The organism is Microbacterium sp. NPDC056057 (assembly GCF_042266945.1).
Taxonomy (GTDB): domain Bacteria; phylum Actinomycetota; class Actinomycetes; order Actinomycetales; family Microbacteriaceae; genus Microbacterium; species Microbacterium trichothecenolyticum_C.
In genome coordinates this window covers 323,146-347,099 of record NZ_JBHJWS010000004.1, presented here as the reverse complement: position 1 = coordinate 347,099, position 23,954 = coordinate 323,146, and the positions used below count along the sequence as shown (strand labels likewise).

At 70.1% G+C, this 23,954-nt stretch carries 15 protein-coding genes; 9 read left to right on the top strand and 6 right to left on the bottom strand.

Annotation, left to right across the window (positions count from 1 at the left end; all coding sequences use genetic code 11):
• Positions 1-2: 2 nt before the first annotated feature.
• Complete coding sequence (rsmA, locus tag ACFC1K_RS17940) at positions 3-863, bottom strand: 16S rRNA (adenine(1518)-N(6)/adenine(1519)-N(6))-dimethyltransferase RsmA (RefSeq protein ID WP_375872650.1); 861 nt, start codon at positions 861-863, stop codon at positions 3-5.
• A gap of 80 nt (positions 864-943) precedes the next feature.
• Here rsmA and ACFC1K_RS17935 point away from each other — a divergent pair, with 80 nt between their 5' ends.
• On the top strand, positions 944-2,419 hold the full coding sequence (locus ACFC1K_RS17935; protein WP_375872649.1) for a sugar porter family MFS transporter: 1,476 nt from the start codon (positions 944-946) through the stop codon (positions 2,417-2,419).
• Between the two features lie 37 nt (positions 2,420-2,456).
• On the top strand, positions 2,457-3,761 hold the full coding sequence (locus ACFC1K_RS17930; RefSeq protein ID WP_375872648.1) for an MFS transporter: 1,305 nt from the start codon (positions 2,457-2,459) through the stop codon (positions 3,759-3,761).
• A 153-nt stretch (positions 3,762-3,914) separates the two neighbouring features.
• On the opposite strand, the gene ACFC1K_RS17925 is transcribed toward ACFC1K_RS17930, so the two are convergent.
• The 4 genes from ACFC1K_RS17925 to ACFC1K_RS17910 all read right to left on the bottom strand — a co-directional run bounded on the left by ACFC1K_RS17925 (position 3,915) and on the right by ACFC1K_RS17910 (position 8,054).
• Positions 3,915-4,427 (bottom strand): NUDIX domain-containing protein, encoded by a 513-nt coding sequence (locus ACFC1K_RS17925; protein WP_375872647.1) that lies wholly within the window; start codon positions 4,425-4,427, stop codon positions 3,915-3,917.
• 16 nt (positions 4,428-4,443) lie between these two features.
• Positions 4,444-5,355, bottom strand: coding sequence for a TatD family hydrolase (locus ACFC1K_RS17920; RefSeq protein ID WP_375872646.1), 912 nt, complete (start codon positions 5,353-5,355; stop codon positions 4,444-4,446).
• The gene (gene metG, locus ACFC1K_RS17915; protein ID WP_375872645.1) at positions 5,355-6,935 is read right to left on the bottom strand and encodes a methionine--tRNA ligase; all 1,581 of its coding nucleotides are present in this window, start codon (positions 6,933-6,935) and stop codon (positions 5,355-5,357) included. Before metG ends, ACFC1K_RS17920 begins: the two co-directional genes overlap by 1 nt.
• A 102-nt stretch (positions 6,936-7,037) precedes the next feature.
• Complete coding sequence (locus ACFC1K_RS17910) at positions 7,038-8,054, bottom strand: LacI family DNA-binding transcriptional regulator (RefSeq protein ID WP_375872644.1); 1,017 nt, start codon at positions 8,052-8,054, stop codon at positions 7,038-7,040.
• 196 nt (positions 8,055-8,250) lie between these two features.
• Between ACFC1K_RS17910 and ACFC1K_RS17905 the strand changes: the two genes are divergently transcribed.
• From ACFC1K_RS17905 to ACFC1K_RS17880, 6 genes are all read left to right on the top strand, one after another.
• Positions 8,251-10,269, top strand: a complete 2,019-nt coding sequence (locus ACFC1K_RS17905; protein ID WP_375872643.1) for a beta-galactosidase — start codon at positions 8,251-8,253, stop codon at positions 10,267-10,269.
• A 42-nt stretch (positions 10,270-10,311) separates the two neighbouring features.
• Positions 10,312-11,541 (top strand): extracellular solute-binding protein, encoded by a 1,230-nt coding sequence (locus ACFC1K_RS17900; protein WP_310292091.1) that lies wholly within the window; start codon positions 10,312-10,314, stop codon positions 11,539-11,541.
• A gap of 159 nt (positions 11,542-11,700) precedes the next feature.
• Entirely contained in the window at positions 11,701-13,320 is a 1,620-nt protein-coding gene (locus tag ACFC1K_RS17895; protein ID WP_375872642.1) for an ABC transporter permease subunit, read from the top strand.
• A complete protein-coding gene (locus tag ACFC1K_RS17890) occupies positions 13,320-14,240 on the top strand; it encodes a sugar ABC transporter permease (RefSeq protein WP_375872641.1) in 921 nt (306 codons plus the stop codon). The genes ACFC1K_RS17895 and ACFC1K_RS17890 overlap by 1 nt, the downstream gene beginning before the upstream one ends.
• A 44-nt stretch (positions 14,241-14,284) precedes the next feature.
• The gene (locus ACFC1K_RS17885; RefSeq protein WP_375872640.1) at positions 14,285-17,014 is read left to right on the top strand and encodes a glycosyl hydrolase 53 family protein; all 2,730 of its coding nucleotides are present in this window, start codon (positions 14,285-14,287) and stop codon (positions 17,012-17,014) included.
• A 179-nt stretch (positions 17,015-17,193) separates the two neighbouring features.
• The gene (locus ACFC1K_RS17880) at positions 17,194-21,552 is read left to right on the top strand and encodes a hypothetical protein (RefSeq protein ID WP_375872639.1); all 4,359 of its coding nucleotides are present in this window, start codon (positions 17,194-17,196) and stop codon (positions 21,550-21,552) included.
• Here the strand turns inward: ACFC1K_RS17880 and rsmI are convergent.
• The gene (gene rsmI / locus ACFC1K_RS17875; RefSeq protein ID WP_375872638.1) at positions 21,525-22,343 is read right to left on the bottom strand and encodes a 16S rRNA (cytidine(1402)-2'-O)-methyltransferase; all 819 of its coding nucleotides are present in this window, start codon (positions 22,341-22,343) and stop codon (positions 21,525-21,527) included. The genes ACFC1K_RS17880 and rsmI overlap by 28 nt on opposite strands.
• A gap of 23 nt (positions 22,344-22,366) precedes the next feature.
• Between rsmI and ACFC1K_RS17870 the strand changes: the two genes are divergently transcribed.
• On the top strand, positions 22,367-23,950 hold the full coding sequence (locus ACFC1K_RS17870; RefSeq protein WP_375872637.1) for a dolichyl-phosphate-mannose--protein mannosyltransferase: 1,584 nt from the start codon (positions 22,367-22,369) through the stop codon (positions 23,948-23,950).
• Positions 23,951-23,954 lie beyond the last annotated feature (4 nt).

Here is a 23,954-nt window from a genome sequence, read left to right as displayed (position 1 = left end):
TTTCAGCTCTTCGCGGCGCTCCCTGCCGCCTGCGCGATGCGCACGTAGTCCTCGATCGAGAGGTCCTCGCCACGGGCGGTCGGGGCGACTCCCGCGCTCTCCAGGATCGCGGATGCTGCCGCCGCCGTGCCGCCGAGCACGCCGGCCGTCGCCTGCCGGAGCATCTTCCGCCGCTGCTGGAACGCGGCATCCACGATCGCGAAGGTCTGTTTGCGCAGCTCCTCGTCGCCGCGCGGCTCGGCCGCGCGATGGAAGCCGACGAGCACGCTGTCGACGTTCGGCACGGGCCAGAAGACCTGGCGCGACACCGTGCCGGCAAGACGCCACGGCCCGTACCAGGCCGCCTTGACGCTGGGCGCCCCGTACACCTTCGACCCCGGCGGGGCGGCGAGCCGCTCCCCCACCTCGGCCTGGACCATGACGACGCCGCGCTCGAGCGCCGGGAAGTGCTCGAGGAAGTGCAGCAGCACCGGCACGCTGACGTTGTACGGCAGGTTGGCGACGAGCACGGTCGGGTCGCCGGGCAGCTCGGTCACGCGAAGGGCATCGGCGTCGACGACCGTGAGCGCGCCGTCGGCCACGCCGTGCGCGGCCGCGGTGGCGGGCAGCCGCTCGGCCAGGCGGTGGTCGATCTCGACGGCCGTGACGGATGCCCCGGCCTCGAGGATCGCGAGGGTCAGCGACCCGAGACCGGGCCCGACCTCCACGACGCGGTCGCCGGGCTCGACCTCGGCGACGTGCACGATCTTGCGGACGGTGTTGGCGTCGACGACGAAGTTCTGCCCGAGTTTCTTGGTCGGCGTCACATCGAGTTCGGCGGCCAACGCGCGGATCTCGGCCGCACCGAGGAGTGTCACGGGCATGCGTTCACTGTACGGGGTGGCAGTACGGTTGCCCGCGTGCCCTCTGCCGCGGTGGCGACCCGAACGCTAGCGTGACCAGCATGAACTCGACCGGATCGATCCCCGCAGACGCGTTCTCCCTCCGCAGTCCCTACGGGCGACGAGCGATCGGCCTGTCGGTCGCGGCGGCCGTCGGCGGGTTCCTCTTCGGCTTCGACTCCTCGGTCATCAACGGCGCCGTCGACTCGATCTCGAAGGACTTCGGGCTCAACGACGTCATCACGGGGTTCGTCGTCGCGATCGCGCTGCTCGGCTGCGCGGTCGGTGCCATCATCGCCGGCAACCTGTCGGACCGCTGGGGGCGCCTCCGGGTGATGTTCATCGGCGCCGTCATGTTCTTCGCGAGCTCGATCGGCGCGGGCCTCGCGTTCTCGGCCTGGGACCTCGCCTTCTGGCGCGTGATCGGCGGTCTGGGCATCGGCATCGCCTCGGTCGTCGCCCCGGCCTACATCGCCGAGATCGCACCCCGCCAGGTCCGCGGCGGACTCGCGTCGCTGCAGCAGCTGGCGATCACGATCGGCATCTTCGCAGCGCTCCTGTCGGACGCGCTGCTGGCGAATGCCGCGGGTGGCGCCGACAGCGTGCTGTGGTTCGGGCTGGAGGCCTGGCGGTGGATGTTCCTCGTCGGGGTCATCCCGTCCGCGGTCTACGGCATCCTGTCGTTCACGGTGCCCGAGTCGCCCCGGTACCTGCTGTCCAAGGGCCGGACCGACGAGGCCCGCGCGATCTTCGCGCGCCTGATGCCGCCGGCCGACCTCGACCAGACGATCCGCGAGCTGCAGACGGCGATCGAGACCGACCGCAAGAACTCCGGCGTCTCGATCCGCGGTCCGGTGCTCGGCCTTCAGCGAATCGTCTGGGTCGGCATCATCCTGTCGGTGTTCCAGCAGTTCGTCGGCATCAACGTGATCTTCTACTACTCGACGAGTCTGTGGCAGTCGGTCGGCTTCGACGAGAGCGACTCGTTCACGATCAGCGTGGTGACGTCCATCACGAATGTGCTCGTCACGCTGATCGCGATCTTCCTGGTCGACCGGGTCGGGCGAAAGCCCATCCTGCTCACCGGTTCCGTCATGATGACGCTGTCACTCGGGCTCATGGCCGTCTCGTTCCTGTTCTCCACCACGGATGCCTCGGGCGCGGTCGTGCTGCCCGCCCCGTGGGGCCCCATCGCGCTCGTCGCCGCGAACGTGTTCGTCGTCGGCTTCGGCGCCTCGTGGGGACCGCTGGTGTGGGTGCTCCTCGGCGAGATCTTCCCGAGCCGCATCCGCGGCAAGGCGCTGGGCGTCGCCGCCGGTGCGCAGTGGATCGCCAACTTCCTCATCACGATCTCGTTCCCCGCGATGTCGTCGTGGTCGCTGCCGCTCACGTACGGCATGTACGCGCTGTTCGCGGCGCTGTCGTTCATCTACGTCGCGTGGCGCGTGCCCGAGACCAAGGGCATGGACATCGAGCAGACGGAGACGCTGTTCGTCCGCCCCGGACGCGGCGGAGGTGCCGCTCCCACCTCCCCGTGAGGTCGGGCCCGTCCGCCGCCCCTCATAGGATGGCGGGATGCCTTCGCTCGGGGAAATGATCGCACCACGGCGCCTCGGGACCGACTTCCGGTGGCTGCTGGCGTCGTCGTGGACGAGCAATCTCGGCGACGGCATCGCGCTCGCGGCGGCGCCGCTGCTGATCGCCTCGCTCACGTCGTCGCCCGTGCTCGTCGCCGCGGGCGCCATGATGCAGTTCCTGCCGTGGCTCCTCTTCGGCCTCCTCGCGGGCGCCGTCGCCGACCACCACGACCGCCGCCGCCTCGTGATGCTCGCGAACGGCCTGCGCGCGGTGGTCGTGGCCGTGCTCGTGGCGTTCCTCGTCAGCGGGCAGGCCACCGTGTGGCTGGTGCTGGCGGTGGCGTTCCTCTACGGCACGGCCGAGGTCTTCGCCGACTCGGCCGGCAGCACGCTGCTGCCGATGCTGGTGAAGCCGGCCGACCTCGGCATCGGCAACGCCCGCATGCAGGCCGGCTACCTCGTCGCGAACCAGCTCGCCGGGCCTCCGCTCGGCGCCTTCCTCTTCGCGGTGGGCTCGTTCTGGCCGTTCGTGCTGCAGGTGCTGTGCGTGGCGCTGGCGGTGCTGCTCATCTCCCGGATCGCGCGCACGCCGGTGCCCGAGCATCCGGACTCCGGCCGCGGCACGAAGGCGCACGCCATCCGCGAAGGGCTGCAGTGGCTGCGCCACAACGCACCGGTGCGCACGCTCGTCATCATCATCCTGGTGTTCAACGTCACATGGGCCGCGCCCTGGGGCGTGCTCGTGCTCTACGCCACGGAGCACCTGGGAATGGGTCCCGTCGGCTACGGCGCCCTCACGACCGCGGCCGCGCTCGGCGGCATCATCGCGGTCTTCAGCTTCGGCTGGCTCGAGAAGCACGTGTCGTTCTCGACGCTCATGCGCGTGTGCCTGTCGCTCGAGGTGCTCATGCACCTGTCGTTCGCCCTCACCACATCGCCGGCGGTGGCCTTCGTCATCATGTTCGGCTTCGGCCTCTACGCGTTCGTGTGGGGCACCATCTCGACGACCGTCCGCCAGCGCCTCGTGCCGATGGAGCTGCAGGGCCGCATCGCCTCGGTGAACATGGTCGGCGTCTTCGGCGGCCTCGTGATCGGGCAGTTCATCGGCGGCATCCTCGCCCAGGTGTGGGGGCTCACCGCGCCCTGGTGGTTCGCCTTCGGCGGCTCGCTCATCACGCTGCTGCTGGTATGGCGCTCGATCTCGCACATCGCGGCCGCGAAGCCGGTGCTCGACACGGACGACGCAGAAGAGGTCGCCGGCGAGGACGAGCCCGGCGCCGGCGGGATGCCGCTGATCGACTGACCGTCGCCTCCGCGCGGCGCCGGTCGCACCCCCGTGCGCGATCCGTCGAGACAAGGGATCCCCGCCGAGACCGGGGACGGCGCCCCCGGTCTCGGCGGGGATCCCCTGCCTCGGCAGGACGGACGGAGGGATGCTGCGGCTCAGGGCGGGGCGTTACGCCCGGACGAGTGCGCCCAGGCTTTCGCCGAGCTGCTCGAGCCGCGGGGTCCACGGGCCCGCCATCTCGCCCGCCGCTGCACGCCGCAGCGCCTCGGCGAAGGGCACCCACGCGCTCTCGCACACCTCGGCGGGGTCGAGCGCGAGCACCGGGTCCCCGTCCACGCGTGCGATGTACACGTCGAACAGCGCGGTCCGCTCGGTAAGCCGGCCGACGAGCCCGAGGTCCGAGGTGCCGACGAGAACGCCGGTCTCCTCGTGCAGCTCGCGCACCGCCGCCTGCGCGCTCGTCTCACCCGTCAGGGCGCTGCCTGCGGGGAACTCCCACGTCAGACTCCAGTCCTTGCCCGCGGCGCGCCGCGTCAGCAGCACGAGCCCGTCGCCGCGCACGACGCACACCGACGCGACGATGTGGAAGAGCCCCTCGGGGAACGTCGGGTCGCCTCGGCGGTGCGTCCGCCCGATGGGTGTGCCTGCAGCATCCGTCAGGTCCCACAGCTCGTCGTCCACCGCAGCCTCCCGGACCTCAGTCCTCGAACGCCCCGTAGACCTCGAGCGTGTTCGCCGCGATCTGCGCGCACAGCTCGTCGACGTCGACGCCGAGCTCGGCGGCCATGTAGCGCACCGTCACCGGGATCAGGTACGGCGCGTTCGGGCGGCCGCGATGCGGGGTCGGCGTCAGGAACGGGGCATCCGTCTCGACCAGGATCCGCTCGCGCGGGATCACCGCGAGCGCGTCGCGGAGGTTCTGCGCGTTGTTGAAGGTCACGTTGCCGGCGAACGACAGCCAGTAGCCGCGCTCGCCTGCGATGCGCGCCATGCCGGCGTCGCCCGAGAAGCAGTGGAACACCGTGCGCTCGGGGGCCCCGACACGCTCGAGCGTCTCGAGCACGGCGTCGTGCGCGTCGCGGTCGTGGATCTGCATCGCGATGCCGTGCTTCTTGGCCAGCGCGATGTGTGCCTCGAAGCTCTCGAACTGCGCGGGCCGGCCGTCCTCGTCGGTGCGGAAGAAGTCGAGACCCGTCTCGCCGATCGCCCGCACGCGCGGCTGCGCGGCGAGCTCGTCGATCACCGCGATCGCCTCGTCCAGACGCCCGGCGGCCTGGTACGCGGGCGCTTCGTTGGGGTGGATGGCGACCGCCGCGAGCACGCGGGGGTGGGATGCTGCCGCCCACGCCGACCAGCGGCTCGAGTCGATGTCGCCCCCGGCCTGCACGACGCCGACCACGCCGACCTCGCTCGCGCGCTCGAGCTGCTCATCGAGCGACAGGCCGACCCCGTCCTCGATCTCGAGGTGCGCGTGGTTGTCGTACACCGGCACCGCGAGCGGCGCGGGCGCCGCCGGGTACGTGACGTCGCGCGACCCCTTCTCGCGGGTGCGCACGTACTGCGACGGGTCGGAGCCCGCCTCGGAGTACGGAACCGGGGGTGTCGCCATCAGACCGACTGCTCGACGCGCGGGAACAGCGGCGCGAGGCCGTTGACGCTCGAGCCCGGCTTCAGCACGCCCCACGTGCCCGCCTCGCGGATCGGCTGGTCCTCGAGTCGCCCGATCGACTCGGCAGCGCCGAGCGCGATCCAGAGCTTCTCGGTCGAGACGGGCATCACCGGCGACAGCAGGACGGCCAGGGCCCGCAGCCCTTCCGCCGCGGTGTAGAGCACCGTGCCGAGACGCCCGCGCTGGGCGTCGTCCTTGGCGAGCGCCCACGGCTCGTTCTCGGTGATGTACAGGTTGAGCGCGTCGACGATCGTCCAGATCGCGTGGATCGCCTCATCGATGCGGAAGCGCTCGATCGCGGCGTCGGCGTGGGCAGCAGCATCCGCCACCGTCTTCTGGATGTGCAGGTCGGCGTCGGTGTACGCGCCTGCCGGGGGCACGACGCCCTCGTAGTAGCGCTCGATCATCGCGGTCGTGCGCGAGGCGAGGTTGCCGAAGCCGTTCGCGAGCTCGGCCTGGTAGCGGGCGGAGAGGTCCTCCCACGAGAACGAGCCGTCCTGGCCGAACGCGATCGCCGACAGGAAGTAGAACCGGTAGGCGTCCGAGCCGAAGACGTCGGTGATCTCGGTGGGCGCGATGCCGGTGAGCTTCGATTTCGACATCTTCTCGCCGCCGACGAGCAGCCAGCCGTGCGCGAAGACGCCGCGCGGCACCTCGAGTCCTGCGGCCATCAGCATCGCCGGCCAGATGACGGCGTGGAAGCGCAGGATGTCCTTGCCGACGATGTGGTACGCCGGCCAGCGGCGGGCGAACTCCTCGGGGTCCTCGCCGTAGCCGATCGCGGTGGCGTAATTGAGGAGCGCGTCGACCCACACGTAGATGACGTGCGACTCGTCCCACGGGAGCGGAATGCCCCAGTCGAACGCGGAGCGCGAGATCGACAGGTCCTTGAGGCCGTTCTTGACGAACGACACGACCTCGTTGCGCGCCGACTCGGGGCGCACGAAGTCGGGAACCGTCGAGTAGAGCTCGAGCAGCTTGTCCTGGAACTCGCTGAGCTTGAAGAAGTAGTTCTTCTCCTGCAGCAGCTCGAGGGGCTTCGAGTGGATGGCGCAGACCTTGAGGCCCTCGAAGGCGCCGGTGCCGTCGACGATCTCGGACTCGGGCTTGAACTCCTCGCAACCCACGCAGTACAGCGCCTCGTACTCGCCGGCGTAGATGTAGCCGCGGTCGTAGATCGCCTGCACGAACTGCTGCACGCGCTCTTCGTGGCGCTGCTGCGTCGTGCGGATGAAGTCGTCGTTGGCGACGTCGAGCGTCTTCAGCAGCGGGAACCACGCCTCGGTGACGAGCTTGTCGACCCACTCCTGGGGCGTCACGTTGTTCGCCGACGCGGCGCGCATCATCTTCTGGCCGTGCTCGTCGGTGCCCGTCAGCATCCAGGTGTCGTCGCCCGCCTGGCGGTGCCAGCGCGCGAGGGTGTCGACCGCCACGGTGGTGTAGCCGTGGCCGATGTGGGGCACGTCGCTCGGATAGTAGATCGGCGTCGTGATGTAGAAGGACGAGGGGCCGGAAGTCACCCGACGAGTCTAGTCAGCGCGGATGCCCCGGCCGCCGCTGTGACCGGACGCCCCCGTCCGGACCCGCTCAGACGCCCGAAAGTAACACTCGGGCGTGCCGGGTCAGGCGCTGTCGCGGACGACCAGCGTCGTCGGGAGCGTGATCGGCTCGGGCGCCGCGCCGGCGATGACCTCCAGCAGCGTCGACACCATCTCGCTGCTCAGGCGCTGCCAGGGCTGGCGCATCGTCGTGAGGGCGGGCTCGTGCGTCGCGGCGAGACCGGAGTCGTCGAATCCCGCCACCGCGATATCCTCCGGCACGCGCAGGCCCGCCTTGCGCAGCGTCGCGATGGCGCCGGCGGCCATCATGTCGCTGGCGGCGAAGACCGCGTCGATGTCGCGCGTGCGCTCCAGCAGGCGCGCCATCGCGAGAGCGCCGGACTCCTGGCTGTAGTCGCCCTCCTCGACGAGGACGGGGTCGAAGCCGTCGCCCATCTCCTCCTCGAACCCGACGAGGCGGAACTTGCCGCCCGGCGTGTCGTGGGGGCCGGCGATCATCGCGATGCGCCGGTGCCCGCGCCCGCGGAGGTACCGCGTCATCTCGCGGGCCGAGGCGATCTCGTCGACCGAGACCGTCGGCACCTGGGCTTCATGACCGAGCGGGATGCCGCAGCACACGGTGGGGACGCCCGCCTCGAGCAGATCGTCGACGAGCGGATCCGATTCGTGCGACGAGATGAGGAGCACGCCGTCGACGTGGCCGGCGCTCACGAAGTGGGCGACGTTGGCGCGTTCGGCCGGCGTGCCCGCGACCAGCAGCACGAGCGTCATGGAGCGCTGCGCGAGAGCCTCGGCCGCGCCGCGCAGGAGGAGCGCGAACGTCGGATCCTGGAAGAGCAGGTGCTGCGGCTCGGTGAGCAGGAACGCGAGCGAGCCCGCCCGCCCGGTGGCAAGGCTCCGCGCCGCGTGGTTCGCGGTGTACCCGGTGCGCCGGATCGCCTCCTCGACGGCCACGCGGGCGTCGGGCGACACCCAGTGCCCGCCGTTGATCACCCGCGACACGGTGCCGCGCGACACGCCCGCGGCCGCCGCGACATCGCGGATCGTCGGTTTGCGTCGCACGGACGTCGTCTCCTCCACGACGAGCGACTCTACCCCCGTGACGGGGCGAATCGCGCGCAGACACGATCAGGACTGTGACCGGTCACAGTTACGTAACGGTTCCCGGTCGGAGCCTGCGCCGAGGCATCCGTCCGGGTAAGACTGTGACCGGTCCCAGTCGTCATGTGACCGAAGCGAACTGCAGCAAGAACTGCCCTGATCCGATGGAGCGTCCATGACCTCGCCCGACCGCTGGCCCGAGATCCGGGGCATCGCCTACGGAGGCGACTACACCCCCGAGCAGTGGCCGCGAGAGGTCTGGCGCGAGGACGTCGCCCTCATGCGCGAGGCCGGCGTCAACATGGTCAGCGTCGGGATCTTCGCCTGGGCCCTCATCGAGACCAGCGAGGGGGTCTTCGACTTCGCGTGGCTCGACGAGCTGATCGACCTGCTGCACGAGAACGGCATCTCGGTCGACCTCGGCACGCCCACCGCTTCTCCCCCGGCGTGGTTCTTCGCGGAGCACCCGGACGCCCGCGTGGTCTCGCGCGACGGGGTCACGATGGGCTTCGGCGCGCGCGGCATGGCCTCGCACGCGTCGCCCGCCTACCGTGAGGCGATCGTGCGCATCGCCTCGGCGCTCGCCGAGCGCTACGGCTCGCACCCCGCGGTCGTCATGTGGCACGTCCACAACGAGTACGGCGTGCCGGTCGGCGAGGACTACTCCGCGCAGTCGGTGCACGCCTTCCGCGGCTGGCTTCGCGAGAAGTACGGCACGCTCGACGCGCTCAACGCCGCGTGGGGCACCACGTTCTGGGGCCAGCGCTACGGCGAGTGGGACCACATCGGCGCCCCGGCGGCGGCACCCTCCGTCGTCAACCCCGCGCAGCGCCTGGATTTCGCCCGCTTCACCGACGCCCAGCTGCGCGCCTGCTTCGTCGCCGAGCGCGACGCGATCCGCGCCCACGCGACGCAGCCCATCACCACGAACTTCATGGCGAACCAGAGCTGGACGACCGACCTGTGGGCGTGGGCCCGCGACGTCGACATCGTGTCGGACGACCACTACCTGTGGGCGGCAGACCCCGAGGGCGAGATCGGCCTCGCGATCGCGGCCGACCTCTCCCGCTCGGTCGGCGGCGGCACGCCGTGGATCCTCATGGAGCACTCCACGTCGGCGGTCAACTGGCAGCCGCGCAACGTCGCCAAGCGGCCGGGTGAGATGGCCCGCAACTCGCTGACGCATCTCGCGCGCGGGGCCGACGCCATCCTCTTCTTCCAGTGGCGCGCGTCACGCTCGGGCGCCGAGAAGTTCCACTCGGCGATGATCCCGCACGCCGGCACCTCCTCGCGCGTCTGGCGTGAGGTCGTCGAGCTCGGCGACGCGCTCGGACGCCTCGAGGAGGTCCGCGGCTCGCGGGTCGCGGCGGACGTCGCCATCCTGTGGGACTTCGAGTCGTTCTGGGCACAGGACCTCGAGTGGCGCCCGTCGGTCGACGTGTCGCACGCCGGCCAGGTCCGCGCGTTCTACGAGCGGCTGTGGCGCGACGGCATCACGGTGGACTTCGCCCTGCCCGGCCAGGACCTCTCGGCGTACAAGCTCGTGGTCGCCCCGGCGCAGTACCTGCTGAGCGCCGCGGACGCCGCGAACCTCACCCGCTACGTCGAGGCCGGCGGCACGCTCGTCGTCTCGTTCTTCTCGGCCATCGTCGACGAGAACGACGCCGTGCACCCGGGCGGCTTCGTCGCACCGCTGCGCGACGCGCTCGGCGTCGTCGTGGAGGAGTTCCTGCCGCTCCGCGAGGGCGCGCGGCACACGGTCGGATGGACCGGCTCGACCGCGGAGTCGCTCGTCGCCGACGCCTGGCAGGAGGACCTCGTCCTGCACGGTGCCGACGTGAAGGCGACGTACGTCGACGGCCCGGGCGCCGGCAAGCCCGCGATCACGCGTCACGCGCACGGCACCGGGCACGGCTGGTACATCAGCACGCGATTGGATGCCGCGAGCCTCGGCACCGTCATGTCCGACGTGTACGCCGACGCCGGCGTCGCCCCCTCGGGCCACCCCGAAGGCCTCGAGGTCGTCGTCCGCCGCGGCGACGACGCGGACTACGCGATCGTGATCAACCACCGCGACGACGACGCCTCCCTCGCGGCATCCGGTGTCGAGCTCCTCACCGGCGCGGACGTCGACGGCGAGTTCCTCGTGCCCGCCGGCGGCGTCGCGGTCGTCCGCACGCCGCACACCCCCTGACCCACCCGAACCCTGCAACACCACATCACCGAAAGGGAAACCATGCGAAAGCAGATCGCACTCGGAGCGCTGGCGCTCACGGCAGCGGTCGTCCTCGCCGGCTGCGCCGGCGGAGGCTCGTCCGACAACTCCGACGACGCGGCCGACAGCAGCGCCGAGCTCGTCGTCTGGACCGACGAGGAGCGCCAGACGGCGGTCAAGGACGCGGCCAAGGCCTTCGAGGAGGAGACCGGCGCCACCGTCAAGATCGTCAAGAAGAACTTCGAGGACCTCCGCAACGACTTCATCGCGCAGGTGCCGACCGGCGAGGGCCCCGACATCACCGTGGGCGCGCACGACTGGCTGGGCGCGCTCGTCGCCGCCGGTGTCGTCGACACGATCGACCTCGGCGACAAGGCGTCGGAGTTCGAGCCCGTCGCCCTCGAGGCCATGACCTACGACGGTCAGCTGTACGCGCTCCCCTACTCGCTCGAGACGATCGCGCTCGTGCAGAACGTCGACCTCGTGGGCGCCGAGGCCCCCGCGTCGTGGGACGACATGATCCAGAAGGGCCTGGCGTCCGGCGCCGAGCGTCCGTTCGTCATCAACACCGCCGGCGAGACGGGTGACGGGTACACGATGTACGGCTTCCAGACGTCGTTCGCCGCCCCCGTCTTCGTGCAGGACGCGTCGGGCTCGTACACGACCGAGGTCGGCATGGGCGGCGCCGCGGGCGAGGCGTTCGCGTCGTGGCTCGGCGCCAACGGCACCTCGGGCACCGGCTACATCTCGACCACTGTCGACTACGACATCAACAACGAGCTGTTCAACAGCGGCAAGGCGCCCTACACGATCCAGGGTCCGTGGGCGATCAGCGCCTACACCGACGTGAAGAACATCGCCGTGAACCCGATCCCTTCGGCGGGCGGCGAGACGGCTGCTCCGTTCGTGGGCGTGCAGGGCTTCTACCTCAGCTCGCAGTCGAAGAACGCGCTGCTCGCGCAGGAGTTCCTCGTGAACTACCTCGGCACCGAGGAGGCGCAGCGCGCCCTCTACGAGGCCGACCCCCGCATCCCGGCGTGGTCGACGCTGGCCACCGAGGTCTCGTCCGACCCGATCATCGCGGGCTTCCTCGCGTCGGCGCAGAACGGCGTCCCGATGCCGAGCATCCCCGAGATGGGCTCGGTGTGGGACCTCTGGAACGCGGCGCAGTCGCAGATCATCAGCGGCGCCGACCCCGTGTCGACGTGGAACACGATGGTGGCCGACGTCCAGGCCGCGGTCGAGGGCTGATCCCGACCGGCTGAAACCCGGTCACCGACACGGTGGCCGACATGCTCCGGGAGGCGGGTGAGTGCCTCTCCCCGCCTCCCGGATCCCACCCCCTTCCCGGATCGACCCCGTCGATCCCCCTCACGCCCGGCGATGAGGCCCCGTGACAGGAGCAGACGCATGACGGTGGACGCCCCCACCCTCCCCCAGGCGCCGGCGGAGACCCCGCCCCGCGAATCGCACGCCCGCCGCTGGCGCGGCCCCGGCTGGGGCTTCCTCGCGAAGCTCGCCCTGATGGCCCTCGTGAACGCCTTCGGCGTGATGACGCTGCTGAGCGCATTCCGCGTCGAGTCGTGGGTCGTGTTCTCCGCGACGCTCGTGCTGCTCCTCGCCGCCGACGTCGTCTACTTCACCAAGCGGGCGCTGCCGCTCAAGTACCTGCTGCCGGGCCTCGCGTTCCTGCTCGTCTTCCAGGTCTTCATCTTCGGCTACACCGCGTACATCGCCTTCACCAACTACGGCACCGGTCACGCCGGCACCCAGGAGCAGGCGGTCGAGGCCGCGCTCATCCAGGGCGAGCGTCGCATCGAGGACTCCCCCACCTATCCGCTCTCGGTCGTCGAGCGCGTCGGCGAGGTCGGCTTCGCGATCGTCGACGAGAACGGCGACGTGCTCGTCGGCTCCGCCGAGCAGCCGCTCGAGGAGGCCCGCGGCGCCGAGGTCGGCAGCGCCGGCTCCCCCACGGAGGTCCCGGGCTGGGAGGTCGTGCCGCGCGCCACGGTCATCACCGACGCCGCCCTGCAGGAGCAGATCGCGAGTCTGCGCGTGCCGGTCTCCGACGACCCCAACGACGGCTCGATCCGCACGCGTGACGGCTCTTCGGGCGCCGTCTACGAATCGACGCTGGTATGGGATGCCGAGGCCCAGACCATCACCGACACCACGACCGGCACCGTCTACGCCGCGAACGACAAGGGACTGTTCGTCGCCGACGACGGCTCGGCGCTCCCCACCGGCTGGTATGTGAACGTCGGGTTCGAGAACTTCGTCCGGCTGTTCACCGACCCCGCTCTCGCACAGACGCTGCTCTCCGTCACCGTCTGGACGTTCGTCTTCGCGACGCTGTCGGTCGTGCTGCCGTTCGCGCTCGGCCTCCTGCTCGCGCTCATCTACAACGACGCGCGCCTCAAGGGCCGCCGGTTCCTCAGGACGCTGTACATTCTCCCGTACGCCTTCCCCGCGTTCATGTCGGCGCTGCTGTTCCGCGGCATGTTCAACGCCGAGTTCGGCGTCATCAACGACCTGTTCTTCTTCGGTGCGAACATCAACTGGCTCGGGGACCCATGGCTCGCCCGCGCGGCGGTCGTATGGGTGAACCTGTGGCTCACGTACCCGTACTACTTCCTCGTGTGCACCGGCGCGCTGCAGGCGCTCCCGCAGGACACCCTCGAGGCGGCATCCCTCGACGGCGCCGGCCGCTCCCGGCAGCTGCGCTCGATCATCCTGCCGCTCGTACTGGTGGCCACCGCACCCCTGCTGATCTCGTCGTTCGCGTTCAGCTTCAACAACTTCACCGTCATCTACATGTTCAACAACGGCGGCCCGGCGATCCCCGGCGCCCCGTACGCGCTCGGGGCCACCGACATCCTCATCTCCGCCATCTACGACATCTCCGGGGTGTCGGGCGGTGCCGCGGACTACGGCCTCGCCAGCGCCCTGTCGATCCTCGTGTTCGCCGTCGTCGGGGGCATCTCGGCGATCGCGTTCCGTCAGACCCGCAAGCTCGAGGAGTTCCAGTGATGTCCACCGCCACCGATGTCGCCACGGGACAGAGCACCCGCACCCCGGGCGCACCGCGCGACCGCCGCTCCGCACGCCGACGCCGCTGGCTGCTCGAGGTCGGCTGGAAGTACCTGCTCGCCGTCGTCGTGATCTTCTACGCGATCTTCCCGCTGGTGTACGTGCTGTCGGCGTCGCTGAACCCGAACGGCACGCTCGCCGCCAGCAACGCCCTCTTCAGCGTCGTCGACCTGTCGAACTACGCCGCCCTGGGCGAGACGAGCTTCTGGACGTGGGCGGGCAACACCCTCCTCATCGGCGGCATCGCCTCGGTCGGCGCCGTGCTGATGGGTGCCGCCGCCGCATACGCGTTCTCGCGCTTCCGGTTCTCGGGCCGCCGCGCGGGGCTCACCGGACTCCTCATCATCCAGATGTTCCCGCAGGCGCTCGCGTTCGTCGCGATCTTCCTGATGCTGCTGGGTCTCGGCGAGGTCGTGCCGGCCCTCGGCCTCAACTCCAAGATCGCGCTCATCTGCGTGTACCTCGGCGGCGCGCTCGGCGTGAACACGTTCCTCATGTACGGCTTCTTCAACACCGTGCCGATCGAGATCGACGAGTCCGCCAAGATCGACGGCGCATCCCACGCCCAGATCTTCTGGCGGCTGATCTTCCCGCTCGTGACGCCGATCCTCGCGGTCGTCGCACTGCTCGCCTTCATCGCGGCGTTCGGCGACTACATCATCGCCAAGATCGTGCTCGTCTCGGAGGAGAACTGGACCCTCGCGGTCGGCATGTACCAGTGGGTCTCGAACCAGCTCGCCTCCAACTGGGGTCTGTTCGCCGCCGGTGCGGTGATCGCCGCGATCCCCGTGCTCGTCCTGTTCCTGTCGCTGCAGCGCTACATCGTCGGCGGCCTCACCGCGGGGTCCGTCAAGGGCTGAGCCTCAGCCCACCCCCCTAGATCAACGTCGATCGGAGAACTCACGTGTCTCACCACCCTCGATCCGCGCGCCTCGCGGCGGTCGCGGCATCCCTCGCCCTGGTCGTCACCGGGCTCGCGGCGGCGCCCGCCGCCGCAGACGACGGCCCCGTCGAGGCCGGCATCACCGTCCCCAAGGTCGAGAACCTTCCGGCGGACTTCATCAGCGGCGTCGACGTGTCGTCGGCGATCGCGCTCGAGGAGTCCGGCGTCGTCTTCCGCGACGCGGCCGGGCAGCCCGCCGATCTGTTCGACGTCCTCGCCGACGCCGGCGTCACCGACGTCCGCGTGCGCGTGTGGAACGATCCGTTCGACGCCGCCGGGAACGGCTACGGCGGCGGCGACAACGACGTGGCCCACGCCGTCGAGATCGGCAAGCGCGCGACGGATGCCGGACTCGGCGTGCTCGTCGACTTCCACTACTCCGACTTCTGGGCCGACCCCGCGAAGCAGCAGGCGCCGAAGGCCTGGGCGGCCATGACCGTGGCCCAGAAGGCCGTCGCGGTGACCGACTTCACGACGGATGCCCTCGAGGAGCTCAGGACCGCGGGCGTCGATGTGCAGATGGTGCAGGTCGGCAACGAGACCAACAACGCGGTCGCCGGCGTCAGCGGGTGGGACGGCATGGCGCAGATCTTCTCCGCCGGATCGGCGGCCGTGCGCGCGGTGTTCCCCGACGCCCTCGTCGCGGTGCACTTCACCAACCCCGAGTCCAGCGGGCGCTACGCCGGCTACGCGGCGAACCTCGCGTCACGCGGCGTCGACTACGACGTGTTCGCCTCCAGCTACTACCCGTACTGGCACGGCACCGTCACGAACCTCACCTCGGTGCTGAAGAACGTCGCCGACACGTACGGCAAGAAGGTCATGGTGGCCGAGACCTCGTGGGCGTACACGCTCGAGGACGGCGACGGCCACGGCAACGTCATCGACCTCCCCGCGGAGGCCACGCAGTACCCGGTCAGCGTGCAGGGGCAGGCCGACGCCGTGCGCGATGTGATCCAGGCGGTCGCGAACGTCGGCTCCGCCGGCATCGGCGTCTTCTACTGGGAGCCCGCGTGGCTCCCTGTCGGACCGCCTTCCGCGCTCGACGCGAACAAGGCGCTGTGGGAGGCGCACGGCTCGGGCTGGGCCTCGAGCTACGCCGGCGAGTACGACCCCGACGACGCCGGCCAGTGGTACGGCGGCTCCGCCTGGGACAACCAGGCGCTGTTCGCGCACGACGGCACACCGCTGGAGTCGCTCAACGTCTTCGCCTACGCCCGCACCGGCGCCGTCGCGCCGCGTGAGGTCACCGCAGTCGGGCCGGTGGACCTGACGGTCGCCGAGGGCGATGCCGTCGCCCTTCCCGCCACCGTGACCGTGTCGTACAACGACGGCTCGTCCGAGACGCAGCCGGTCACGTGGTCCGACGCCGCGAAGTGGATCGACGGCCCCGGCACGTACACGATCTCAGGCGTCACCACGTCGGGGCTCGCGGCGACGGCCACGGTCGTGGTCGCACAGAAGAACCTGCTGCGCAGCCCCGGATTCGAAGGCGACAACAGCGCCTGGACGAAGACCGGCGCGGGCCTCACGGTCGGCGCGTGGGACGACCCGCGCACCGGGGAGCACTCGGCACACTTCTGGGCCGCGAACGCGTACTCCTTCACCCTCTCGCAGCGCGTGGACGGCGTCCCCGCCGGATCGTATGTCGTGCGCGGTGCACTGCAGGGCGACGGAGAGGATGCCGCGAGCAGCGTGCGCCTGAGCGTCTCGAGCGCGTCGGGCGAGGCATCCGTCCCCTTCTCGATGGACGGGTGGCGCAATTGGTCGGTGCCCACCACGGCACCGATCGATGTCCCCGCGGGTGGCAGTGTGACCGTCACCGTCACCGCGGCCCTCTCCGGCGGCGCGTGGGGCACGATCGACGACGTCGAGCTGGTGCGCGCCACGCCGACCGGCGTCGACACCGCCGCCCTCGCCGCGGCCCTCGCGGACGCCGAGGCCGTCGACCTGTCCGCTCACACGCCCGCGACGGCGGATGTGCTGCAGGCGGCGATCGGGCGGGCGCGGATCGTGCTGTCGGCGGATGCCCCGTCCCGCACCGCGGTGGACGGCGCGACGACCGCCCTGGCCGACGCCGTCGACGCGCTCCTGGTGCTCGACGCGGCGGGCAAGGCTCCGGGACGCGGCGTCCTGTCGCACGACAACGGCTGGGACACGGGCCTCAAGGACGGTGCGTACACCGTGCGCATGAACCTCTGGTGGGGCGAGAACGCGACGAAGCTGCGCGTGTTCGAGAACGGGGAGCGTATCGCCACGGTGGCGCTCGCCTACGGCGGCGTCGGCGCGCAGTCGGCCGAGATCCCGGTGACGGGGAAGAAGAACGGCGTCTACGTCTACACCGGCGAGCTCGTGAACTCGAAGGGGACCACCGCGCTGCAGCGGGTCACCGTCACGGTGACCGACGCGTCTCCCGCGAAGCCCGTGCTGAGCCACGACAACAAGGACGGCGACGGCACGTACACGCTGACCGCCGACCTGTGGTGGGGCACGAACGCGACGAGCTACCGCTTCTACGAGGGCGACGCGGTCGTCGGCGAAGGCGCGCTCTCCGCGGCGACCCCCAGCGCGCAGCGTGCGACGCTCTCCGTCGCCGGCGCCACGCGGGGCACGCACACCTACCGCGTGGTCTTCGCGAACGACGCCGGCGCGACCACGAGCAAGGACCTCGCGGTCACCGTGCGCAAATAGTGCAGGTCACGCGGCGATAACAGCTGCAGAACATCCCGGATGCCGGGGGTCGCGCCAGACCCCCGGCATCCGGTATGTTCCCCTCAGTCGATGATCCGTGCGCTCTCGCGGGTCCCGACGGGAGGCTGTGGGGGCCTCGGCGCCTGGCGACGGCCCTTTTTCCTGGGGAGGAAACCGCCATGTCGCGTGCTCGTATCGTCTCGCTGCTCGGAATCGGGGCGCTGGTCGGCGCTCTGCTGGTGCCCCTGGCCGGAGCGGGGGCGGCGTCCGCCGCCACGCTGCAGCCATCGGGCCTCGAGACCGGATTCCAACTCGACGGAGACAAGGCGGGGGGCACGCCGCCGAGCACGTTCGACTGGGACTCGTTCCTGACGACCCCGGTGCCCGACGGCAGCTACACGTTCACCCCGACCGGGCCGTACACCACCGCCGCAGGGCTGTCGTCGACCGGCATCCTCGACGCCACGTTCGCGTGGGACAACGGCACGCTCGCCGGCGCGTGTCCTTCGACCGCGCAGGACGCGACGGGCTCGCCCGGATCGCAGACGCCGAACACCATACCGTGGGCGCCCGGTTCGGCCAATGTCAACGACAAGGGCAACGTGTGCAGCACCGGTTCGGCGTACGAGGTGCTCACCGATGGGCAGGGTCAGCGCCACGCAATCCTGTACTCCTACTGGACCCGCCTCGTCGGCAACGGCAGCCTGAGCCTGCTGCAGAACCTCGAGGGTCCCGCCGCGGGCCGCTGCGACGACGTGCTGGTCGTGTTCGACTACGAGTCCAACCTCGGGACCGTCACGGTGCATTTCCGCCGGTGGACGCCGAACGCGAACGACGGCTGCGCGAACCCGAACGGCGCCGGACAGTGGCTGCCCACCGGGCAGGCGATCGACTTCGCCTACGCCGTCGGCGAGCGCACCGAAGGACCGATGCCCGTGGGCAACCAGCCCCAGGCGACATTCGGCGAGTTCGCCATCGACTTGAGCACGGCCGGGTTGTTCAACCCCGACACCTGCACGACGTTCACGGTGTCGACACAGCTGTCGCGCACCGGCTCCGACTTCGGCGCGCAGACGCAGGACTACCTCACGCCGGACGAACCGATGGTGCTGTCGAACTGCGGAACGCTCACCGTGACGAAGGACGTCGTGCCCACCGGATACGAGTCCGACGACCGCTTCCCGTACCTCGTCGATCGCGCCGGCGGCGGCATCGTGCTGCCGGACACTGATGCGACGCAGATCGTCGACGACCTGGGCATCGGCGAGACCCACACGTACCAGAACGTGCTCGGCGCGACCGACTACCAGCTGACGGAGACCGTCACCGACCCCTGGGTGCAGCAGTCGATCGTGTGTACTGCGACGCGGCCGGGCACCGGTGAACGCGTCGAGTTCGTGCTCGCGGGTCCCACCGACACGTTCACGCTGTTCCCGAACACCCAGACCGACTGCGTCATCACGAACGCGACATCGACGGTGACAGTGACGAAGGAGACGCTCCCCGACGGCTCGCCTCAGGAGTTCTCGTTCGATGTCGGCGGCAACTCGGCGACGCTCACCGACGGCCAGAGCGTAACCCTGCCGTTCGCGCCGGGCACGGTGGTGGACATCAGCGAGCTCGTCCCGGACGGCTGGATGAGCGCCCCCGACATCGTGTGCACCGACCCGAACGCGGTGATCAACGAGTCCGACGCGTTCGCCGAGGTGACGACCGTCGCCGGGCAGGACGTCGCGTGCACCTTCACGAACACCCAGCTCGGCAGCATCGTCATCAGCAAGGAGGCCATCGGGACGCCGGACGACACGGAGTTCACCTTCCAGGGCACGTGGCCGACGGGCACGCCCGACGGGATCTTCACGATCAACACCGAGGTCGGCGACGGCACGAACTACTACGAGACCTTCACCGGGATCACGCCCGGCACGTACTCGGTCGATGAGATCGGCGATCGGCACGGCACTCTGCTCGGCTCACTCATCTGCACCATCGGCGGTGTCGACACCGTCTTCACCGACACGACCGAGGCCGAGTTCGAGCTCGCTCCCGGCGACACCGTGACCTGCTACTACGTCAACGTCACTCCGGGACAGATCCTCGTCGTCAAGGAGACCGACCCGTTCGAGTACGACCAGGACTTCCCGTTCCAGTTCGGACCCACGGACGGCGGAGTCACCGACACCTTCGACCTGAACCCCCTGCCCGGCCAGGCGACGTGGAGCCTCCAGAACCTCGAAGCGGGCTCGTACGACATCACGGAGATCCTCGCCGAGCTGCCCGACTGGGCGTTGACGAGCATCACGTGCGACGTCTCCGGTGAGGGCAGCTGGACGAGCGACCTCGAGACTCTCACCGCCACGGTGAACCTGCCCGATGCCGGGGTCGCCCAGTGCGTGTTCCACAACACCGCGACGCCGGTCTCGCTCGATCTCGAGAAGACGGTCACCGGCGTCGTGGACGGCTTCGGCTGGTCCTTCGACTTCGAGCTGACCGACACAGGGACCGGCACGGTGCGCGACATCACGCTGTCGTCGGACGACCCTCAGATCAGCCTCACCGACCTCGTTCCGGGTGTCGACTACAGCCTCCGCGAGGTCGCCCGCAGCGGGTGGGCGGGCACACTCACGTGCGACGTGGAAGACAGCGTCGGCACGACCGCGGACGGCTGGCAGTTCACGCTGCCTCCGGGAGCGGCGCTGTCATGCACCGCCGCGAACACGGCGGCGCCGGCATCCGTGTCCGTCACGAAGACCGTCACCGGCGTGACGAGCGACTACGAATGGTCGTTCCCGTTCGCGCTCACGCCGTCGGAAGGCGTGACGCCGGAAGGCGGCGAGCAGTCGATCTCGGGCACCGGCGAGAGCTCGGAGGCGGCGACCTGGACGGGCCTGCTCGCGGGAGAGATCTACACGATCGCCGAGCTGCCGGTCCCGGGCTGGATGCAGGGAACGCTGACCTGTGCCGGGTTCGAGGGCGATATGGACGACGACCCCGCCTCGTTCACCTTCAGGGCTGAACCGGGCGCCGAGATCAGCTGCGACATCGAGAACACCCCCGACTCGATCGACATCACGATCTACAAGGCGGCGCGCGGCGGCGACGCCACGTTCCAGTACGTGCTCACGCCGATCGACCCTGCGGGTGAGGCCATCGTGTCGTCGGTCGTCACCGAGGGCGGCTTCGGCACGGCCACCTTCACGGGTCTGACGGCACGCGGGCTGTACTCGCTCGCGGAACGCGACCTCCCTGGGTGGATCGAGGGCGAGCTCTTCTGCACCGTCGCCCACGCCGACGGTGACGTCGACAGCCTCGACATCACCGGCTTCCGTGTGGAGCCCGGCGACCAGATCGAGTGCGAGATCGAGAACTTCGCGGTCGGCCGCATCGTCGTCGTCAAGAACGTCGAAGGCGCCGATGGCGTGTTCGACTTCACCGGCACGTGGCTCGACCCTGAGGACTTCTCGATCGAGACGTCCGAGGGCACCGGCTCGGCGACGTTCGAGGAGCTCGCACCCGGCGAATACCAGGTGAGCGAGGTCACGCCCGACGGCTACGACAACACCGACCTCGTCTGCGTCGACAGCCGCCCGCTGGGCGGCGAGTCGACGGTGGACGAGCTCGTCGGATCCATCGTGCTCGACCCGGGCGAGACCGTGGTCTGCACCTTCACCAACACGGAATGGGGCTCGCTCATCGTCGACAAGATGACGCTCCCCGCCGGGTCCGCGCAGGAGTTCGACTTCGAGTGGGGTCCCGACGGCGAGGCGTTCACGCTGACCGACGAGGCCGACCCGTACTCGACGGGGCTCCTCGCCCCCGGCTCGTATACCGTCACCGAGACGAGCGAGCTCGAGCGCTGGCTGCTCGACGACATCGAGTGCGTCGGATCCGACCGCGAGCCGTTGATCGAGGGGACTTCCGTATCGGTCGAGGTCCCGCTCCAGGGCGCCGTGTACTGCACGTTCGTGAACGCGTATCTGGCCCCGCTCGAGATCGAGAAGACCGTCACCTCGGGTCCGACGACGCAGGCGGACGGCACGTTCGCGATCGCCTACTCGGTGACCGTCACGAACCCGGGTGCACTCACCGACACCTATGACCTCGACGACAAGCTCCGCTTCGGGACCGGCATCACCGTCGTCTCGGCGAGCGTCTCGTCGGTCGAGGGTCTTCCGGTCAACGCCGGATGGGACGGCCTCACCGATCTGCGGATCGCCACGGGTATCACGATCGACGGCGGCGTGACGCACACCTACGACGTGACGGCCACGGCGCGGGTGTCGTCGACGATCACCACCGATCAGGCGGACTGCACGACCGGCTCCGACACGGAGGGCACCGGTCTCCTCAACGCGGCGACGGTGCTCTTCACGGATGGGGAGGCCACCGCGACGGCCTGTGCGCCGGTGCCGGCGGTCCTCCCGCCGACGGGCGTGACCCTGACCGCGCTGTGGGTGGGACTCACGATGCTCGCAGGCGGCGTGATCCTGTTCGTGATCCGCCGGCGGCGCTACCCGCGGACGGAGAGCGCGGCCTGATAGAGCTCGCGGCTGGAGTGTCCGGTGAGTCCGGACACTTCGGCCGCGGCCTCTTTCAGGCGCGTGCCGCTGCGGACGAGCTCGAGCACCTGCGTGACCGCATCGGGGAACGCGACGCCGCGCGCGGGCGCTCCCTCCACGACGATCACGAGCTCGCCGCGGACACCGCCCTCGGCCCACGAGGCGAGCTCGGCGAGGGTGCCGCGCGCGACCTCCTCGTGCAGCTTCGTCAGCTCTCGGCAGACCGCGCCGCGACGATCGTCGCCGAACGCGGCCGCCATGTCGGCGAGCGTCGCGGCGACGCGCGACGGCGCCTCGAAGAAGACCATCGTGCGCGGCTCCGTGCTCAACGCTCGGAACGCCGCCCCGCGCTCCCCCGCCTTGCGGGCCACGAAGCCCTCGAACGTGAAGCGGTCGGTCGGCAGCCCTGAGACCGCGAGCGCCGTCACGACCGCGCTCGGCCCGGGGATCGCCGTGACGTCGACGCCGGCCGCCGCGGCCGCCGCGACAAGGCCGTAGCCGGGGTCGCTCACGGTGGGCATGCCCGCATCGCTCAGGACGAGCACGTCCTGCTCCCGGGCGAGCTCCACGAGCTCGGGCGCCCGCTCCTTCTCGTTGTGATCGTGCAGCGCGATCAGCCGCGGGCGGTTGGCGATGCCGAGTGCGGCCAGCAGGCGCTGGGTCGTGCGGGTGTCCTCCGCGGCGACGATGGTCGCCTCCTCGAGGGCCTCGACGAGCCGGCGGGACGCGTCCCCGAGGTTTCCGATCGGGGTCGCCGCGAGGATGATCACCCCCTCAGCCTAAACTTGACCGGGTGACGGATGCCCCGCGGCTCGAGGCCGACCAGCCCGCCGCGCCGCTGAACCCCCCGGCACGACCGAGCCTGTACGACCGCTTCGCCCGCCGGCTGAGCGAGGACGCGCGCGCTCGGCGGCTGTATCGGTGGCTCGGTCCTGCGATCGTCCTGGTGATCGCCGCGGTCCTGCGGCTGTGGAACCTCGCCGCGGCGCACGACCTCATGAACCAGTTCGACGAGACGTACTACGTCAAGGACGCCTGGACGCTGCTCAACCTCGGGTACGAGGCATCCTGGCCCGCGGGCGCCAACGAGAGCTTCCTCTCGGGCGATGTGAACGTGTTCACGACCAATCCGTCGTTCGTCGTGCATCCGCCGCTCGGCAAGTGGATCATCGCGCTCGGCATGGCGGTGCTCGGCCCCGACTCGGGCTGGGGCTGGCGCATCACGACGGCGCTCCTCGGCATCGCGTCGGTGCTGGTGCTCATGCTCATCGCGAAGCGCCTCACCCGCTCGACCACGTTCGCCGTCGTGGCGGGGCTCCTCATGGCGGTCGACGGCCTCGCCATCTCGATGAGCCGCATCGCGCTGCTCGACACGTCGCTGACCTTCTTCGTGCTGCTCGCCTTCCTGTTCGTGCTGCGCGATCGCGAGCGCACGATGACGCGCATCGCCCAGACCGTCGCGGCGCGCTACGACGCTGACGCGCCGCCCTCTTGGGGTCCCGTCCTGTGGAACCGGCCCTGGATCATCGCCGCAGGCGCCGCGCTCGGGGCGGCCAGCGCCGTGAAGTGGTCGGGCGCGTGGGTGCTCGCGGGCCTCGGGGTCTACCTCGTCGTCACGGACGCGCTGGCCCGACGCCGCGCGGGCGTGCTGTTCTGGCCGACGGATGCGGTGCGCCAGGGTTTCGCGACGTTCGTGCTGTTCGTCCCGGTCGCCCTCGTCGTCTACGTCGCGTCGTGGTCGGGATGGCTGTTCAGCTCAGGAGGCTACGACCGCCAGTCCGGGAGCAACCCGCTCCAGAGCCTGTGGATCTATCACGTCGCGATGTACAAGTCGACCGCCGGCATCACATCGGGGCACTCCTACGCCAGCCCCGCATGGCAGTGGCCGCTGCTGTGGCGTCCCACCGGCGTGTACTACCACCACGACGCGATGGGCGTGAACGGCTGCACCGCGCCGAGCGGCTGCGTGGACGTGATCTCGACGATGCCCAACCCGCTGATCTGGTACGCCGGGGTGGCCGCTGTGCTGTACCTCGCGTACCGCTTCGTCGTGGCGCGCGACTGGCGCTACGCCCTCGTGCTCACCGGTGTCGCCGTCACCTACGTGCCGTGGCTGTTCCTGCCCGAGCGCACGATCTTCCAGTTCTACACGGTGCTGATCCTGCCGTTCATGCTGCTCGCACTCACGTTCGCCCTGAAGGACATCGCCGGTCCCCCCTCGGCGGACTCCTACCGCCGGCTCACGGGTCAGCGGCTCGTGCTGGTCTTCCTCGTCGTCGCGCTCGCACTGTCGGCGTTCTGGTACCCGATCATCTCCGCGATGACCGTGCCCTACGACTTCTGGCACCTGCACATGTGGATCAACAGCTGGGTGTGAGCCG